We start from the raw sequence: 17008 nt of genomic DNA, 5'->3' as shown, positions 1-17008 counted from the left end.
CAACTATAACACAAATTTACATTGAGGAATCACTGAGATTGATAAAGCGATTCCTCTAAAACAAAATTACTAACTGATTATCTATTTAAGACTAATCAACTTGCTTCTTAGTCTTTTTACTTCCTTCGTACATTTCGTATTTTACTAACCTAGCTTCAAGTTTAGCATTAAATACTTTTATCTTTCTTGAAGGTCTTAATCCTACAAATTTTAAAGCTTCAAGATTAGAAGTAATTAACCAAGCATTGGTATTTGGGTAACCATGCTTTAAAGTAGACCCAATATCTCCGTAAAACTCTTCAACATTTAAGTTATCTAAACGTTCTCCATACGGAGGATTAAAAACCATATGTAGTTTCTCATCACCTGATTTTTGAGTTTTGAAAAAATCTTCATGCTGAATATGTACAAATTCATCTAAATGAGCATTCTTCATATTTTCCTTAGCTTTAACAACGGCTGAAGGAGATTTATCGTAACCTAATATTTTATGATGAAAATCTCGTGTTTTCTTAAGTAACGATTCTTCTATTTTTTCAAATAAATCTACATCCCAATCTTCCCAACGTTCAAAACCAAACTCTTTTCGCATTAAATTTGGAGGAATATTACAAGCAATCATCGCTGCTTCTGCTAACATAGTTCCACTACCACACATCGGATCCATAAAATCAGATTGACCATCCCAACCGCTCAACATTATTAATCCTGCTGCTAAAACTTCATTAATCGGTGCAATATTGGTAGCCGATTTGTAACCACGTCTGTGTAATGATTCTCCAGAAGTATCTAAAGAAATTGTACAACGCTGACGATCTATATGAACATTAATTTTTAAATCTGGAAAACGTAAATCTACATCAGGACGTACACCTTCTTTTTCTCTAAAACGATCTACAATAGCATCTTTAGTTTTTAAAGCTGTGTATTGTGAATGTGTAAACACGCTATTATGAACCGTAGCATCAACTGCCAAAGAACCTGTAGCCTTTAAATATTCTTCCCACTTCATGTTCTTTACGTTTTTGTAAAGATCCTCTTCTCTTGTCACTCTAAAAGAATGGATAGGTTTCAATATTTTAATAGCTGTCCTAAGACCAAGGTTTGCTTTATACATAAAACCTTTATCTCCTACAAAACTTACATTTCTAACTCCTTTTTCTACTTGCGTAGCACCGAGTTGTGTAAGTTCATTTGCTAAAATATCTTCGAAGCCAAATAAAGTCTTGGCTAACATCTTGTAATTATTGTCCATGAGTTCCGTCAAATAAATTGCAAAAATACGCTATTTTTGCAGGATGACATCCTAAAACATCAACTAGGATATATCATTACAAAACTTAAACTAAAAATGATGATATTTTTTTAGTTACAAAGAGGTTATACGCTCGTTATAATCGTAATGATTACTAATTATATTAACTAAAAAAACGCCTATTTTCATAGGGTATAAATATGACAAAATCAGCAGAACATTGGTACGATTCATGGTTTGACACACCTTACTACCATATTTTATATAAAGACAGAGACTACACAGAAGCTCAAAATTTTATGGATAATCTTACCGATTATCTTAATCTCCCTGAACAAGGCAAAATTTTAGATTTAGCATGTGGTAAAGGAAGGCACTCTGTGTACCTAAACTCTTTAGGGTATAATGTTACAGGAGTTGATTTATCTGAACAAAGTATTAAGCATGCCAAGCAATTTGAAAATGAAACTTTAGAATTTAAGGTACATGATATGAGTAAGCCATATCCTGAAACTTTTGATGCCGTTTTCAATCTATTTACAAGTTTTGGTTACTTTGATGATGAAAAATGCAACTTAGAAACTATTAAGTCTATAAAATTAGAACTAAATGAATTTGGTTTTGGTGTCATTGATTTTATGAACACAAATTACATCATTGAAAATTTAATTCCTGAAGATGTAAAGACTGTAGATGGAATTGATTTTCATCAAAAACGTTCTGTGAAAGATGGTTATATTCTAAAAGATATTAGTTTTGAAGCAGATGGGCAACATTTTGAATTTCAAGAACGCGTAAAGGCATTCACCTTAAAAGATTTTGAAAAACTTTTTGAGGAAGCAGGTGTATATTTGCTAGATGTATTTGGAGATTATAAATTACATAAATACCACTCAAAAACATCTGAACGTATGATTATGATTTTTAAGTAAATTATACATGAATAGTTATTTACTACCTCTACTCGCTGTTATTATAGGTGTAGGTATTGCTTTATTAACTAAAAAGCAAAAGCCAATTTACACCAAATTACTACTATCATTTAGTGGTGCTTTCTTATTAGCACTAACACTTTTTGATTTATTACCAGAAGTCTATGAACATATAGAAGCCAAACTTACAGGTTTGTATATTATGTGTGGTATTTTGCTTCAAATTATATTAGAATTCTTTTCTAAAGGAGCAGAACATGGGCATGTGCATATTCATAAAAATGATAAAATGTTTCCTTGGATGCTTTTTATCAGCTTATGCATTCATAGTTTTTTAGAAGGCTTTCCTATTCATCAGCACAATGATATGGTTTATGGTGTTTTAATCCATAAAATACCAATTGCCATATTAATTACAACGTTTTTACTTAAGTCTAGTTATAGTAAATTTCAGATTGTAACATTTTTAGTTGTTTTTTCTGCTATGACCCCAATTGGAACATTGATTTCAAACCATTCTAGCTTAATGACAACTTATATAGATGTTATAAATGCATTTGTTATTGGTATATTTTTACATATTTCTACCACTATTTTGTTTGAAACAGGTGAAGGGCATAAGTTTAACTTATCTAAACTTGTAGCTATTTGCTTAGGAATATTAATCGCTTATTTTATTTAAATGTTTTCAAAAGAAGAATCAAGATTATTAAGACAAGAATTCTGGATTAGTTTCGGAAAATCATTCCCTAGAAAATGGCTTTTATATGATACAAAAATCAAAGGGTTTTCATTTAAATTTTATTTCGATACAAAGTCTGCTTTAATTGCCTTAGATATTGAAGACGACTTAGAGAACAGAATTAAATATTGGGAAAAACTAATATCTTTAAAAGGCATTCTAAAGAGTGACTATTTACCTGAAATTATTTTTGAAGAAGAATATTTACTTGAAAATGGAAAAGAAATCTCTCGTATTTATCTACCATTAGAGCAAAAAGTATCTATCCATAATAAAAATACTTGGAGAGAGGTTATGGAATTCTTCAATGAAAACATGGATTTACTTGAAGGTTTTTTCCATGAATATAGCGATATAATTAAAGATTAATCATTTTAAATATCCAAAAATTTATTAAAATTCTTATTTAAAAAGAGCTTTCAAATAAGTTATTGATTAACATATCTCTTAAAATTAACTCATAAAAAAGAGGCTGTCTATATAGACAGCCTCTTTAAGTTTATATCAACTTTAATTAAACTATTGCTTAATCACTTTTATTGTTTCTGTAACATTACCAATTGTTACTCTAACAAAATAAGTACCTGTTTGTAAGTTAGACATATCTAAATCACTATCAACAGTATTTGGAGTAGCTCTTAATACTTCTTGACCTAACATATTATACATTGCTACCTGCTCTATTGTATTTTGAGCATTTAATGTTAATGTATTTTTAACTGGGTTAGGGTAATATGTAAAAGTAGCTTCACTTTCAAAATCATTTACAGATAATGCTGCGTTACTAACCTCAAATACTCCTACATGAAAATCATAATCAAATGAATCATTAGTTTCACCATCAGATGCAAAGAATGCAAACTTTACACTACCAACCATGCTACTTAAATCTACAAGATAATCTGTACCCGTTACTAATGGTTGATTGGTAACATTCCAAGTTGTAATATTTGTCCACGTTACACCATCATCTGAAGTCATTAATAACTGTACTTCATCATCCGACCCCATAACATCAATATCTGTTTCTGTACTTACCCCTGAGAATCTATAATCTGTGACAGCAACTTTAACCAAAAGTGCAACTGCTCCCATAGCATCTAAATCAAAAGAAGGAGAAACCAACCATTCTCTATCATCGTTGTCGTAAAGATTAATTACATTACTATCTATTATATCTCCATTATCTGTAGTAAAAGCTCTACCACTTTTCCAGTCTGAAGCACCAAAGCCAGAAGGTCCATCTATAACTTCTCCTATGCCTGCTTCTTCCCAACATAAATCTGGAACATTAGAAGACATATCTGCAGTATAGTCTACTGAAATTGCTTCGCAAGGTGTTTCAAATTCAAAAGGACCTACCCATATTGATAAATCACCACCAGTACAATCAGCCTGAACATAAAATTGATAAACCGTTGTTTCTGTTAAACCAGATTTAGTAAATCCACTTGCAACACTAACGTCTGTAGCAGTACCTGTTGGTACCTCACCAGAAACAACAACCTCTACATTATATAAAGACGTAGTACCATTTTCAGTCCAAGATAAATCTGCTGTAGTTGTTGTAATATTTGTAGCACTTAAATCTGAAGCTTCTAAACAAGAAGGTATAGGCTCAACAACAATATTATCTATATTATATGATTTATAATCCGCTGTTTGCCCATGTTTAAAGCCCAAATACATATCTGTACCTGCAGGAATGTTTACAATAAAACTTTCATAATCTGATGTTAATAATGTAACTGTTTCAATTTCTGTGAAGGTTGTAGGATCTGAAGGATCAGTTAGTGTACCAACAATAAATTCATTTGCTAAACTGCCATCTAAATCAAATCTAACTCTATTATCACCTGAGGATAAATCTGTAGTTTGAGGACTTACTAAAATGTAATCTCCAGAAGAATCATAACTATTATACATATAAAATGAGTTACCATCAGTAGAGTTCACATAACCATAACCTAAACCACCATCTATAAATGACCAACAATTTGGTACAGTAGAATTATTTGATGTACCTGCAGCTGTTAAATCAAAGTTTTCAGAGTAAGGTACAGTGAACAATTCACAGTCTGTTGCAAAAGTAAATGGACCAGCCCATCCACTTAAATCTCCACCTGTACAGTCTGCTTGAACATAATAAAAATAGCTTGTACCTGAAGTCAATCCTGTTTTTGTAAATCCGTTAGCAATACCTGTATCTGTTGCAGTACCAGTTGCAGCTTCACCTGCTTCTAAGACTTCTATATTATATGAAGTTGCTGAACCATTTTCAGTCCAAGCTAAACCTGCTGTAGTTGTTGTAATGTCAGTTACTGTTAAATCAGAAGGAACTGGACAAGTCTGATTAATACCATTTAATATAATATTTGGTATATAAGAAGGCATCTGACTTGCTGTTTCTGGACTAGCAGGATCAAAAACTGAACTATCCCTATATGAAACAATTGATTGTACTGAAGAAACAGCCGTTGATAAGAAATCATCACCTGAACCATCATAATTTGGGGCTGTTTCATTTACTGCAATCACAAGGTTATCTGTACCATTATAGTTAAAATCTGTAATATCAATGTTTATCCACTCTGAACTTCCTGCTCCAACAACAGTTATTGTTCCCTCAAAAACCTGAGTTAAAGTACTTACATCTACCCAATCAGTGTTTGATGTAAACTCAGTTTTTGTAGTATATCCTATAAAAACAGTCCATTCTTTTGAAGCATCAATTGTAGAATTTCCATCAAATTGATATGAAATGTCCGTAATTGTGCCATTAGCATTAATTTGATTAGATGTATAAATTGTTTGTGAATAGCTATACCCAAAATATGGATTTATAGGAAGATTTTGGGATTGATTTGTGCCATCACCTATTTGTACTTGTGCATTAGATTGCCAACAAAAGGTTACTAATACAAATAACATCAATGTAATTTTTTTCATAAATTTATATAATTAAGTTAGTATTCTTTAAAAATATGTTAAATCATAAAAAGAAAACTATCATTTAACAATGTAATCGACTAAGTGCAAATATCAAAGATAAACAGCATTAATAGAAATAATGATTAAGAGAAAGTCATTTTTACTTTAATTAACTCTTAATTTATAACAATAAAAAAAGCCGCTAAATTAGCGGCTTTTAATAAAAAATTATAAAGGTTAATTAAACTATTGCTTAATCACTCTTATTGTTTCTGTAACATTACCAATGGTAACTTTTACAAAATAAGTACCTGTTTGTAACTGCGACATATCTAAATCACTATCAACAGCATTAGGATTTGCTCTTAATATTTCTTGACCTAGCATATTATACATTGCAACATGCTCTATTGTATTTTGAGCACTTAATGTTAATGTATTTTTAACTGGGTTAGGGAAATATGTAAATTCATTAAAGTTATAATCATCTACTGATAATGTATCACTAGATTCAGACCACAATGCAATTGTAAAATCTGGAGTACTTGTAACATACCCATAATAAAAGAACACTCTAAAGTAATAAGTTTCTCCAACGACAAAATCAGTACGACTAATTCTTGGATTAGAATTAGTAGAATCATAATCATCACATTCAACTGAAACTAAACTACCACAAACTCCGCTAAATAATTCGACAACACCATCAAAATCATCAGCTATATCAATATTTATATCTGTAGAAGTTGCAACAAAGCTAAACCAAACATCGTCATTTGCATTACTACCTGCACAAGCATCTATACCAGAATCTGTAGCACCAAGAATAGATCCTGTAATCTGAGTAGCAGATGCGAAATCAGCTATATCATTTTCAACAGTTAACACCTCTGCACCTGCACAATCATCATTAGATGGAGGACACACTGTCTGCGTTAAAGTATCACTTGATTGCTCACATGTTGCATCATTATCATCTGTTATTGTAATAATTACATCTGTAGCATTTGTATACGGACCAAATGTTAACATTGTCGCCTCTGTTGCTGCTTGAGTATCATTCCCTTGGTCGTCAGTTACAGTAACAGCAGTAGCTGTTCCCATATCTGTAATATCTACTTCAATATTAAATCCACCACTAGTTCCACAATCACTAACTACAGTGTATGCCGCTGTAGCATTGGTACAAGTGTTTTCTGTAATATCTAAAGTGTAACCCACAGAATTTGGTGTTGCGAATGTAGAAATCACAATATAATATGTAGTTCCTCCAAGAACATCTACAGCTTCAATACCTCTATCAGCACTACCACTAGAACCTGCAAAACCTACACAAGCCGTTGCTTCATCCGTAGGACATCCATCTAATAAATGAATGGCAGACCACGTAGCTGTTAATTCTGTTAAATCTAAATTAATATTAGCATCTGCGCTTGGTGTATATGTATACACAACGTCATTTCCACTTAAATAATTATCATCACAAGCACTATCACCATTCCCGAAAAAATTATTATAATTTACAGTATCGTCTGTAGTGTTATACGGCAAAGCGTTTATAACGATTGGGTTTGCACAATCATCACCAATATTAGATTGTGTCCACGATAAAGTAACGTAATTACTATCACCAGAATCTACGCTACAATTAGCTTGTACATAAATATCATAACTTTCACCTGCTGTTAAACCGGATAAGCTTAACACTGGGCTAGTTAAAGAACCAGTAATACCACCATCTCCTTGTGTATATGGAGAAATACCATACTCATATGTCCAATCAGTTTCTGATCCACCTGCAACCCAACTAAGATCAACAGTGTCTAATGTGATATTGCTTGCTAATAAACCTGAAGGTTGTGGACAACTTATAGTTTGAGAAAGATAAATATTATCTAAATAAAAATAACTATCTCCACTTTGCCATTCACCTCTAATTCTAAATTTAAAATCTGAACCTGATATTAAATTTACAGCCGGAATAACTTCACTATAAGTAGTACAAGCTGTAGTTTCTGTAACTGCAAAAGAAGAAATTAAATTCCAATCGGTACCATCGTTGGTTGAATATTCAACATACATAATGTAGTCAACAGCATTGGTTAAATAAGGTCTAGCCAACCATTCAAATTCAACTAATGTATCAGTACCATTTGAAATCCCTACATAATTTGGAGAGGTGAATGAACCATCATTCGACGCTGAGCTAAACATATTATCAGCAATATTACCTGTTCCTTCACATAAGTATGCGGCAGTAGCACTAGTAAAGTAACTGACTTGTGTCCATTCAGAAGGAAACCCCGAATCGAGATTTTCATCGATAAAAATTTGAGCATTACTTTGCCATAAAAAAGCAAATAACACCAATGGTAATAATGTAATTTTTTTCATAAAATATATTTTAAGTTAGTTATTCTCTAAAAATATGTTAATCATTTAGAACAATCTTAGCTTTAACTTTTGAATCGTTTAAATGAAGAAAACATCGACAAAAAAAACACTAATAAACTAAAGTGTTAAATATTTAACACAGTTTTTAGTTCTGTATTAAAATTAAGAAGCATAAAAAAGCCGTTATGAATAAACATAACGGCTAAAAGTATATAGATTATTAAACTTGTTATTGCTTATCTACAAAGGCTTCCATAACAGCATCACTAACTCCCATATTACTAAAACCACCATCATTATATAAGTTTTGTAATGTAACACGTTTTGTTAAATCACTAAATAATGTTATCGTATAATTAGCACAGTCCATTGCTGTAGCGTTTCCTAACGGAGACATTTTATCTGCATAGGCAATAAAGCCATCAAATCCTTTAACTCCACTACCTGCTGTGGTTGGTGTTGGTGACTGAGAAATTGTATTAACACGAACTTTTTTATCTTTTCCGAAGAAATAACCAAAACTACGCGCTACACTTTCTAAAAAAGCTTTGTTATCTGCCATATCATTATAATCTGGAAAAACACGTTGTGCAGCCATGTAAGTTAAAGCAACAATACTTCCCCACTCATTCATTGCATCTGCTTTATAAAGTGTTTGCATTACTTTATGAAAAGACATTGCAGAAACGTCTGTTCCTTTTTGTGTCCAAGCATAATTTTGATCTGTATAATGCTTTCCTTTTCTTACATTAATAGACATACCAATAGAGTGTAAAACAAAATCAATTTTACCCCCTAAAATCTCCATAGATTGCTCTACTAAGTTTTTTAAGTCTTCTTCTGATGTAGCATCAGCAGGGATTATTTGTGATCCTGTTTTTTCTGCAAGTTCATTAATTTGGCCCATACGCATTGCTACTGGTGCATTTGTTAAAACAAACGTTCCTCCTTCTTCATGCACACGTTCTGCTGTTTTCCAAGCGATAGAATTTTCATCTAATGCTCCAAATATGATTCCTCTTTTTCCTTTTAATAAATTATAAGACATGTTATTTTTTTATTTATTGATAAGCTATATTATGGGTTCAAAGTTAATAAAACTTTAAACTTATTAATCGGTTTTAATTTCTAAATCTTTAATTACATGATTCCACTGATCCATCCAATGTCCTTGGTTGTATATAATAACACCAAATTCTTTATGATAATATTTATCTCCGTTTTGTAAATTTTCATTACTCGGAAAAATATAATCAGGAATGCATTCATCATTAACAATGATGTGATTAACATCACAAGGATCTTCATCATCATTACAAGACACTGATAATAAACCTGTAATAAAACACAGAATTAGAAAATAATTTTTCATCTCTAAAAGTTAATTCAACAATTCTTTTGCATGCGCCATAGCAGAATCTGTAATTGCTAAACCGCCTAGCATCTGAGCAATTTCTACAACACGTTCGTTTTCTGTCAATTTCTTTAGATTTGTATGTGTAACGTCGTCTATATCTGTTTTAAAAACTTTAAAATGCGAACTTCCCTTGGCAGCAATCTGTGGTAAATGCGTAATTGTAAACACTTGCATTGTACGACTCATCTGCTTCATTATATCTCCCATTTTGTTAGAAATTTCTCCAGAAACTCCGGTGTCAATCTCATCAAACATTATGGATGGCAATTGTACATATTCTGCTAAAATAGATTTTATAGCTAACATAATACGCGACAACTCACCACCTGAAGCTGATTTTTTAAGTTCATTGAAACTAGAACCTTTATTTGCCATAAATAAAAATTGCAAATTATCTTTTCCGTTTTTAGCAAAATGATCAAGTGCTTCTAACTCTACTTTAAATTTAGCATTTGGCATACCTAACTCAGCAAGAATAGCTTCTAATTTAGAAACAAATACAGGAATAACCTTTTTTCTGTTTTTATGTATTTTTAAAGCTATATGATTTAACTTATCATTAGCTTTTAAAATTTCTTGCTCTTTATCTGCTATAGATTGATCTAAGCTTTCTGTATTATTAATTTTTAATTGTAATTCGTTTCTAATTTCAATTAACTCATTAATATCTAAAACAGAGTGTTTTTGAAATAGGTTATTAATTATCTGAAGCTTACTATTAATACGTTCTAGTTCTTGAGGATCTGATGATAATTTTTCTTCTAAATCATCAATTTCTATAAGAATATCATCTAACTCAATACCGATACTAATAATTCGTTCCTTTAAGTTTTCATATGAAGTACCAAAAGTTGCAATTTTAGACAATTCTTGTTTTACTGAATTAAGCTGATCTGTAACTCCTAAATCTTCAGCACTTAATATTGCTTTTGCACTTGTTAACTTCTCTCCTATTATTTCAACATTATTTAATTCTTCAAATTGTGCTTCTAAATCTTCAAGATTTATTTTCTCTAAATTAATTTCATTTAATTCTTTAGATAAAAAGAGGTTATAATCGTATTCTTTTATCAATTCAGATTTAGATGATTTTAATTCTTCTAAAGATTTCTCAAGTTTTTTATAAACTTTTAATTGTTTAGAAAATTCACCTAAATTCAATTTATTTGCAGCCAAAGCATCAATAACCTTAAATTGATAATCGTCTTGCGTTAATTGTTGTGTTTGCTGCTGTGAATGGATGTCAATAAGATTACTACTTAATACTCCTAAGCTTTCTAATGTTACTGGTGTATCATTTATAAATGCTCTAGATTTTCCTGATGGTAAGATTTCTCTTCTTATAATGGTTTGCACATCATAATCTAAATCTAAAGCTTTAAATAGAGTTGTTAAATCATAATTAGCAACATCAAAAACAGCTTCTATTACACATTTCTCCTTGGCATTTTTTACCTGACTTAAATCGGCGCGTTTTCCTAAAACTAATGACAAACCTCCTAAAAGAATAGATTTACCGGCACCTGTTTCTCCTGTAATAATAGTTAAACCATTATTAAATGATACTTTTAACTCATCTATGAGCGCGTAGTTTTTTATGTAAAGTGATGTTAACAATCGTCTATAATTTAATATTGTAAAATTAATATTTTACGGATTAGTAAAACACAAAAAGAATTTAAATATTCTATCTTAACAAGAAGAATAAATTGGTCATATAAACACGTAAATAATGTGTGTTTTAAAACTTAATATTTCTCCATTTTTGAGAGTGAATAGGCGCAATTTTATTTAAGATATCCACAGCGTCAGTAATATTAACACTTGGTCCTCCTGATAAAATATCCATAATTTCATCTGCTTTTGCATCGAAAAAGACGCGCATTAAATAAGAATTTGGTCTTAGGCTATGTACTTTATTTAAATCTTCTAATGATGCAATGATTTGAGACTTGCCTTCTTTAGCACCATTATTCATTAAATCTAATCCTTCAATATGATATTTGTACATCGCCGATCTCATACCTTTATATATCGGAGAGGTTAGATTGTTTATTAAAGAAAAACGAGACTGTAATCCGTCTTCTAATTTCCAACCTTGACCACTTAACTGTTGTGAATAACTTGCTATTGTTTGTGCCTGATTAAAATATTCATCACCTCCTTTTAGTTCAAAAGAATCTGCATCCATTCCTAAAATCATATACACATGAAATGATAAGACTGAAATTAAATTAGATTCGAATTGCGTTGGATTAAAAACTAAATTTTGAAATTCTAAATATTCGAAATTAAAAGTTCTATCATTATAATTATAAACAGGTGTACTGTAAGTAGAATTAAAAACGGGTCTTGATGAAGATACTTGAAGCGTAGCAGAAAATAAATTGTTACTCTGTTCTGTAACATTAATTACCATACTGCAATTAATACGCTCTTGCTGACCAAACTTTTTATCTGTCCATTTAGTATTATTTACAAACTCTGTAAGCTGATTACCTAAAGTTTTAAAAATAACATCATTTTCATTACCTGTCTGTTGAGCTAAAACAGTTACTGTACAATTCAATTCCTGTGCTATAACAACAGAACTGCATAAAAAAGCAAATAATAAAAATAGGTTACGCATGAGTTTGTTTTAATATAAGGTGCATTAAATCTTGAGCAACTTCTGCTTTTGATTTTAGTTCATTTTCAATAACAACATTAGCTGATGTTATAAATGTAACTTTATTTGTTGACACTCCAAAACCTGCGCCTTTATCTTGTAATGAATTAAGCACAATAAGATCTAAATTTTTAGATTCTAATTTTCCTTTTGCATGTTCTAATTCATTATTCGTTTCTAGAGCAAAACCAACTAAAAATTGATCTTTTTTAATTTCTCCTAGTGACTTTAAAATGTCTTTAGTTTTTTCTAACTCAATAGTAAACGTTGAATCTTTCTTTTTTATTTTCTGAGTAGCAACATTCTTAGGTTTGTAATCTGCAACTGCAGCAGATAAAATAGCAATATCTGATGTATTGAAATGTTTATGCACTTCGTTATACATATCTTCTGCACTAACCACAGATTTTATACTAACAAGATTGCTGATTAAGGTTTGATGCGTTGGCCCAGATACTAAAATAACTTCTGCTCCTAAATTTGATGCTGCTTTAGCGATTTCAAATCCCATTTTACCACTAGAATGATTTCCTATAAAACGTACAGGATCTATAGCTTCATGTGTTGGTCCGGCTGTAATTAAAATACGCTTGCCTTGCAATGGTAATTGATCTAAAACATCCTTCTCTATAAAACTAAGTATATCCTCTGGCTCAGCCATACGACCTTCACCAACTAAACCACTCGCTAATTCTCCAGTGCCAGCAGGAATCATTTTATTTCCGTAAGAGATTAATTTTTCGAAGGAGTTTTTTGTAGATTCATGTTTATACATATCCAAATCCATTGCCGGAGCGAAATAAACAGGACATTTAGCAGAAAGATACACCGCTAAAAGTATATTATCACAAACACCATTGGCCATTTTAGCCATAGTATTAGCTGTGGCAGGAGCAATAACAAAAAGGTCTGCCCAAAGCCCTAAATCTACGTGGTTGTTCCAAACTTCATCATCTTCATTTTCATCTGATTCACCAACAAAAGTGGAACATACAGGATTTTTAGATAATGTTGAAAGCGTAAGAGGAGTTACAAATTCTTTAGAAGCAGGTGTCATAACGACTTTAACGTTAGCACCTGCTTTAATGAATAATCTGACTAAATTAGCAGATTTATATGCGGCAATACCAGCGGTAATACCTAATAAAATATTTTTATCCTTAAGAATAGACATCTAAGGCTTTTTTATTTATGACTGAGTATCATCAGCATTTCTGTGATAAATTTTATTATCAAGCCATTCTTGAACAGCTAAAGCATGAGGTTTTGGCAATTTTTCATAAAACTTAGAAACTTCAATTTGTTCTTTGTTTTCGAAAACTTCCTCAAGACTATCATTATAAGTTGCAAACTCTTCAAGTTTGTCAATTAACTCTCTTCTGATATCTGTATTAATTTGTTCAGCACGTCTAGCAATTACAGAAATGGCTTCATAGATATTATCTGTTGGAGCATCAATTTCGTTCTTATCATAAGTTATTGTACTTACTGGTGCATGTGTCTTTTTTAAATCCATCATTATAATGTTCAACTTTTAGTAGTAAACGTATTTAATTGTTGTTGTAATTCCTCTTTCATTTCAATCGAAATCTCCGAATGATCCGAATTTGGATATGCTTTTATTAAAGCGTCATAATAAGATATCGCATCTTTAATTCGTTCTTCTTTTAAGTAATTCACACTTAAAATAGCTAAATTATATGCAGAATCATATCTATAATAAAAAGCTTCACTTCTTAAAGAAGCTCCTGGAAACTCAAGTAAAAAATTATTAAATGATTTAATTGAAGCTTTATATTCAGCAATCGTATTATATTGTTTAGCGATTTCAAACGCTTTTTTCTCTAATTTAAAATCTAGTTCTTTAACTAAAGTATTAGCTTCATCTAAATATTGAGAGTTTGGATACCTATTTACAAATAATTGTAACTTCTCAATAGCCTCAATAGTTTCTTTCTGCTCTTTAGAATAAACTGGAGAATTAAAATAATATCCTTTAGCTGCTAAAAATGCTGCTTGTTCTGCTTTTTCACTTTTAGGATAGATATCTGCAAATTTATCAAAGTGAAAACTTGAAATATAATGATCCCCTAGTTGATAAGAACACATGGCATGCATGAATGTTATTTTCTCCGCTTGTGGTTTCCCTCTATACTGTTGAAGAATTTGTTCTAATAGTTTGTAAGACTTGCTCCACTTCTCAGCATTGTATAGCTCTGTAGCCATATCATACTTAGCAGCTGTATCTTCAGATTTCAGTGCTTTTTGATAATCGCTACAAGAAACAAAAAAGATACTTATAAGTAATATGTAAATTCCTCTCTTCATAAATATTAAACAGTGTGCAAAAGTAAACATTATTAACGGATTTTAAAAACAATTATTATATGCTAAAGTAAGCCTTGTAAATAGGCCTAAAATCAATTTATATAAAATTTAACTTTTACCTAAAACTTTTAGCTCAGATTCTATTTTAGATTTTAACTGATCTGTAGCTTCTACAAGAGGTAAACGCACATCTGGTTTTGAAATATTTAAAGCACTTAAAACAGCTTTAATTCCTGAAGGATTATTTTCAGAAAAAATAAGAGCAGTTATAGGCATTAATTTAAAATGAATATCATAAGCTTCTTTAGCTTTACGTGCAATACCTAATCTTATCATTTCAGAAAATTCTTTAGGTAAAGCTTGCCCTATTACAGAAATAACACCAGACCCACCAGCTAAAGCAACGCCTAAAGCTAAATCATCATCACCAGATAAGATTAAAAAGCCTTTTGGTTTAGATCTTAATAATTCTAAATATTGATGCACATTATTTCCTGCTTCTTTTACAGCTACAATATTATCAAAGTCTTTTGCTAATCTTAAAGTTGTTTCTGGAGACATGTTTGATGCCGTTCTACCAGGAACATTATATAAAATAATAGGTTTTGGTGCTACTGCAGAAATCGCTTTAAAATGCTGATAAATCCCTTCTTGTGTAGGTTTACTGTAATAAGGAGTTACAGATAATATACCATCTATAGTTGAGAAATCTGTAGATTTAATTTCTTCAATGACACTCAAAGTATTGTTTCCACCAATTCCTAATACCAATAGTAATCTTCCATTATTAATTTTAGAAATAAATGTTATAAGTTCTTTTTTTTCTGCTGGCGTAACCGTTACACTTTCTCCTGTTGTTCCGCTTATTACTAAATAGTCTGTACCATTAGCAATATTATATTCTACTAAACGCTCTAAAGCATCAAAATCTATGCTTAAATCTGCATTAAATGGTGTAATTAAAGCAACACCTGTCCCTATAAATTTGGTCATTATAATTTTTTTAAAATATTTAAGTATTTTTTTAATTCTTGTTTAAAAATATTGATATCCTTTAAATCTACATCAATTATTAAATCATATAAACGTTCATCTTCTGATGAAATTCCTACTTTAAAAGCAGCTTTAGATGCTGCGGTTATTAAATTTAACTGTGAAACATCATTTTTATAAAAGCATATTAACAAATCAAAAGGCGTATTAATAAAAGTCTCTAAATCCGCATTTTTTATTTTCCCTTTCCATCCAAAATCTTTAGGACTAAAATGAGCATTCCATTTATTATGCTCTAATTTATCATCTAAAGTAAAAGCTACAATTTTATGCTTAGTCGAATTTAATCCTAATTCTTTAAAATAAACTCTGAAAACTTCAAATTCATGAAATTCACTTGAGTTAAGCAGAACGGCAACGGTCTGTATTTTATTACTATTAACATTAGATTGACGTGTAGTCAATAATTTGTTAATATATTTTCGATTAGATTTTTCTTTAAATGCTTTTAAAATCATTTACCTTTACATTTCTGCAAATTTAATAAAAGCACTCATATATTATTACAAACTTCATATAAGTTATTCAATGATACTTAAACATATTTTTAAACTCTGCTTATTGTTGCTCATTTTTTCTTGTGCATCACCTAAATTATCAAAAATAGAAGGAAAACGTATTGTTATAGATAATGACATAAAATCTGATCAAGCAATAGAAGATTACATCAAACCTTATAGATTACATGTTAATAAAGATATGGATAGTGTTATTTCTTATGCACCAGAAACATATACTAAAACGGACGGTAAATTAAATACAGCTATTGGAAATTTAATGGCTGATGCAGTTTATAGCGAAGGAAATATTATTTTTAATAAACGAACTCAAAAGAATATTGATTTTGTTTTACTTAATCATGGTGGTATTCGTTCTATAATTTCTAAAGGAAATATTACAACAAGAACAGCTTTCCAGGTAATGCCCTTTGAGAACTCTATTGTTGTAGCGGCACTAAAAGGAACACAGATTAATTTAATGATGGAGTACCTATCTAAAGCAAAACGTGCCCATCCGATATCAAGTCAATTACAATTAACTTTAGATAAAAATGATGCTGTGAGTTCTGCTACTATTAATGGAGAACCTATAGATAGTAACAAAATATATTATGTTGCCACCAACGACTACCTTTATGATGGTGGTGATGGAATGACATTTTTTCACCCAAATGAAGGGTTATATTCCTTAGACTACAAAATAAGAAATATTCTTATTGATAATTTCAAAAAGAAAGATACTATCAATCCTAAACAAGATCAACGTTTTATTAAATTAGAAGATTAAA

16 protein-coding genes are annotated in these 17008 nt (G+C 30.6%); 4 read left to right on the top strand and 12 right to left on the bottom strand.

Annotated features, from left to right (window positions below; genetic code table 11):
* Positions 1-91: 91 nt before the first annotated feature.
* Positions 92-1255, bottom strand: a complete 1164-nt coding sequence (locus HSX10_RS12320) for a THUMP domain-containing class I SAM-dependent RNA methyltransferase (RefSeq protein WP_173588527.1) — start codon at positions 1253-1255, stop codon at positions 92-94.
* A 200-nt stretch (positions 1256-1455) separates the two neighbouring features.
* On the opposite strand from HSX10_RS12320, the gene HSX10_RS12315 reads away from it, so the two are divergent.
* From HSX10_RS12315 to HSX10_RS12305, 3 genes are read left to right on the top strand one after another with little or no spacing between them, the layout of a single operon-like run.
* On the top strand, positions 1456-2187 hold the full coding sequence (locus tag HSX10_RS12315; RefSeq protein ID WP_173588526.1) for a class I SAM-dependent DNA methyltransferase: 732 nt from the start codon (positions 1456-1458) through the stop codon (positions 2185-2187).
* Positions 2188-2194: 7 nt separating this feature from the next.
* Positions 2195-2869 (top strand): ZIP family metal transporter, encoded by a 675-nt coding sequence (locus HSX10_RS12310; protein WP_173588525.1) that lies wholly within the window; start codon positions 2195-2197, stop codon positions 2867-2869.
* Entirely contained in the window at positions 2870-3298 is a 429-nt protein-coding gene (locus HSX10_RS12305) for a DUF4268 domain-containing protein (protein WP_173588524.1), read from the top strand.
* A gap of 150 nt (positions 3299-3448) precedes the next feature.
* Here the strand turns inward: HSX10_RS12305 and HSX10_RS12300 are convergent, their stop codons facing one another.
* The 11 genes from HSX10_RS12300 to HSX10_RS12250 form a co-directional block, all read right to left on the bottom strand.
* Entirely contained in the window at positions 3449-5878 is a 2430-nt protein-coding gene (locus HSX10_RS12300) for a fibronectin type III domain-containing protein (protein ID WP_173588523.1), read from the bottom strand.
* 228 nt (positions 5879-6106) lie between these two features.
* Positions 6107-8254 carry a T9SS type A sorting domain-containing protein gene (locus HSX10_RS12295; protein ID WP_173588522.1) on the bottom strand — a complete coding sequence of 716 codons (2148 nt, stop codon included), beginning with the start codon at positions 8252-8254 and terminating at the stop codon, positions 6107-6109.
* 229 nt (positions 8255-8483) lie between these two features.
* Positions 8484-9302: an enoyl-ACP reductase FabI gene (locus tag HSX10_RS12290; RefSeq protein ID WP_173588521.1), complete on the bottom strand. Its 819-nt coding sequence runs from the start codon at positions 9300-9302 to the stop codon at positions 8484-8486.
* Between the two features lie 63 nt (positions 9303-9365).
* On the bottom strand, positions 9366-9626 hold the full coding sequence (locus HSX10_RS12285) for a hypothetical protein (RefSeq protein WP_173588520.1): 261 nt from the start codon (positions 9624-9626) through the stop codon (positions 9366-9368).
* 9 nt (positions 9627-9635) lie between these two features.
* On the bottom strand, positions 9636-11288 hold the full coding sequence (gene recN / locus HSX10_RS12280; protein ID WP_173588519.1) for a DNA repair protein RecN: 1653 nt from the start codon (positions 11286-11288) through the stop codon (positions 9636-9638).
* 124 nt (positions 11289-11412) lie between these two features.
* Complete coding sequence (gene porD, locus HSX10_RS12275; protein WP_173588518.1) at positions 11413-12300, bottom strand: type IX secretion system protein PorD; 888 nt, start codon at positions 12298-12300, stop codon at positions 11413-11415.
* Positions 12293-13513, bottom strand: coding sequence for a bifunctional phosphopantothenoylcysteine decarboxylase/phosphopantothenate--cysteine ligase CoaBC (gene coaBC, locus HSX10_RS12270; protein ID WP_173588517.1), 1221 nt, complete (start codon positions 13511-13513; stop codon positions 12293-12295). The genes porD and coaBC overlap by 8 nt, the downstream gene beginning before the upstream one ends.
* A 15-nt stretch (positions 13514-13528) precedes the next feature.
* Entirely contained in the window at positions 13529-13855 is a 327-nt protein-coding gene (locus HSX10_RS12265; RefSeq protein WP_173588516.1) for a DNA-directed RNA polymerase subunit omega, read from the bottom strand.
* An 11-nt stretch (positions 13856-13866) separates the two neighbouring features.
* Positions 13867-14667, bottom strand: a complete 801-nt coding sequence (locus HSX10_RS12260) for an outer membrane protein assembly factor BamD (RefSeq protein WP_173588515.1) — start codon at positions 14665-14667, stop codon at positions 13867-13869.
* A gap of 108 nt (positions 14668-14775) precedes the next feature.
* Positions 14776-15660 (bottom strand): 4-hydroxy-tetrahydrodipicolinate synthase, encoded by an 885-nt coding sequence (gene dapA / locus HSX10_RS12255; RefSeq protein ID WP_173588514.1) that lies wholly within the window; start codon positions 15658-15660, stop codon positions 14776-14778.
* Positions 15660-16178 carry a DUF6913 domain-containing protein gene (locus tag HSX10_RS12250; protein ID WP_173588513.1) on the bottom strand — a complete coding sequence of 173 codons (519 nt, stop codon included), beginning with the start codon at positions 16176-16178 and terminating at the stop codon, positions 15660-15662. Before HSX10_RS12250 ends, dapA begins: the two co-directional genes overlap by 1 nt.
* A gap of 103 nt (positions 16179-16281) precedes the next feature.
* On the opposite strand from HSX10_RS12250, the gene HSX10_RS12245 reads away from it, so the two are divergent.
* Positions 16282-17007, top strand: coding sequence for a 5'-nucleotidase C-terminal domain-containing protein (locus HSX10_RS12245; protein WP_317166997.1), 726 nt, complete (start codon positions 16282-16284; stop codon positions 17005-17007).
* The last annotated feature ends 1 nt before the right edge of the window (position 17008 follow it).

This window comes from Winogradskyella undariae, from assembly GCF_013285155.1.
Lineage (GTDB): Bacteria > Bacteroidota > Bacteroidia > Flavobacteriales > Flavobacteriaceae > Winogradskyella > Winogradskyella undariae.
The sequence above is the reverse complement of the archived record's forward strand: the minus strand, read 5'-3'. Positions and strand labels throughout refer to the sequence as shown.